The 1,840-nt window shown below is 37.7% G+C and carries 1 pseudogene; it reads left to right on the top strand.

From position 1 onward, the window contains the following. Positions 1-1,691: pseudogene (locus tag QUB70_RS32395) on the top strand (TIGR04372 family glycosyltransferase); the annotation flags it as partial. Between the last annotated feature and the right edge of the window lie 149 nt (positions 1,692-1,840).

The raw sequence follows: 1,840 nt of genomic DNA, 5'->3' as shown, positions 1-1,840 counted from the left end.
ATTTACAAGAATCGATAACTAGAGCTTACCATCAGCTAGGAATCGATCAGGCAGAACAGGGTCTGTTAGATGAGGCTGTAGCCTGCTTCCAGAAAGCCCCACGGATTGATCCTAGCCTGGGAGATGCGTGTGAGTATTTATGGAAAGGATTGAATCAACAAGGCGTACTGGACGAAACCAGTCATTATTGCCAAAAGGAGATTCGACGGGAAGCTGTAGAGGCTTATTTCAGTAGCACTTGTACCTATAAAATTATCAATTTGTCGCACTTGAATACTGATGACAAGGAATATATCAAAAAGTCCGGTTTATCATTAGTTCAAATTGAATCTGCCATCAGAGATGAGCGAAGCCTAGAAAAAATTTATATGAATAGTTTTGGGATCTGCCCTATCAAAGAATATTCCAAAACAGAAATTAAAATTGGACAAATATTTCAGCAAAGTATTGTAGAAACAAGCTATATCTATACAGTTTGTCCTTTCAATGGTATAGTCTTGCGGTCAAACCAATCCTTTGTTGTCGGGGGAATATGGCCGACACCTGTTCATTTTTATCGGTTTGTAGGGCAGGAAGTATTTTACTTGCTAGTAGGAGACTGGATTGGAGATAAAATGTACATCTATATTCCTAGCCTAGAACTAATTATTCAACTTAGGTATCTACACTCAAAGCTCCAAGGAGCAGGTTTATTTAATAAGTTTAAAGGATATATGGTCAGTGAGTGGAAGCAAGTCCTATCCTATTTGAGTAACCCCCATAAAGAAATTGGAGCCGTTTTGGGATTTTTTTGGAACATTGGTCATTATACATGGAATGACTTAACGGGTATTCAATACCTTCATGAAAAAAATCTTCTGACCAAAATAGATGAGTTCATAGCAGGTTCCTTTGAATACTTTAATGTAGCTGATATTTGGCCCGAAGACATTCTTCCAAACAAAAGGATTCAGATCGCAGATGCTGAGAATCTTTTTAAAACAGTTCTTGCCAATAACTGTTTTACGTTTCGAGTAACTGACTTTTTCATAAGAGAAGACATGACAAAGAGAATCAGGAAAGCTTCATATCAAAGATGTTCTCAAGATTTTTTGCAACAAATTGAAACCGCTAAACAACACTTTCCGTTGCTGTGCTTTCAAATTCGGTGTCACGTCCGGGTTTGGTTATCTCAATGCGAAGGCATTGCCAACATTATTAATAAGCTATCAAAAGATTTTCCTAATCTAGGAGTAGTGTTTGATGGGTGGTCTAGAACAGAAATTGATAGTCCTGGGGATGATGTAATAATTACCCATGAAAATCAAGAGGTTGCCAAAATTACAGCCCGTTTAGATCCAGGGATTAAAACCTATAATGCAATTGGCTGTAAAACTTATGAAAAAGTCCTATGGGCTGAAGCTGTCAATACATACATTGCATCTGTTGGTTCAGGTCTCACTTTTTTGAATATGATTGTGAATAAGAAAGGGGTTGTACATGGACATATAGACTTTACTGATGCCTGCAATAGCAATTTTTTGCTATATCAGGAAGATTGGAACCCTTACTTGTGTGTCCCTGGTTATCATCAAGAAGGAGATTTGACTCCAGCTATGCACCGGAATTATGATTGTGATTGGCAACTAATTTATGATAAAGTTTTGGAAATAATAAATTGCTTGTGTAACAAGACATCGGAGCAGGTATAAACTAAATGGAAAACTATAAAATTGCTTGAGTTCCTGGTCTCATCGCCAGGAACAATTACAGTCATATTAGCGAAAACCCCCGTCTAGAAAATTATTGACAGTATAACTTTACCTGAGTCGCGATCGGGCTTTTGCACCGACGATAGTGG

The sequence above is a fragment of the Microcoleus sp. A003_D6 genome (genome assembly GCF_036702825.1).
Lineage (GTDB): Bacteria > Cyanobacteriota > Cyanobacteriia > Cyanobacteriales > Microcoleaceae > Microcoleus.
This window is presented reverse-complemented; position numbering and strand designations above follow the sequence as displayed.